Here is a 251-nt window from a genome sequence, read left to right as displayed (position 1 = left end):
GATGTGGTAGGCATCGGAACTCATGCCGAAGCCGACGATTTCGGCGTAAATTTTCGCGCCGCGTTTTTTGGCGTGTTCCAATTCTTCCAACACCAGCACGCCCGCACCTTCGCCGATAACGAAGCCGTCGCGGCCTTTGTCCCACGGACGGGAAGCGGTGGCGGGATCGTCGTTGCGGGTGGAAAGGGCTTTCATCGCAGCAAAGCCGCCGACGCCCAAAGTGCTGATCGCGCCTTCGGCACCGCCTGCAA

1 protein-coding gene is annotated in these 251 nt (G+C 61.0%); it reads right to left on the bottom strand.

The window, feature by feature from the left end; all coding sequences use genetic code 11:
• On the bottom strand, positions 1-251 hold a 251-nt coding region (locus tag ACTHS3_RS18270), incomplete at both ends, for a beta-ketoacyl synthase N-terminal-like domain-containing protein (protein WP_440368839.1).

The sequence above is a fragment of the Neisseria sp. P0009.S007 genome (genome assembly GCF_051962515.1).
This window is presented reverse-complemented; position numbering and strand designations above follow the sequence as displayed.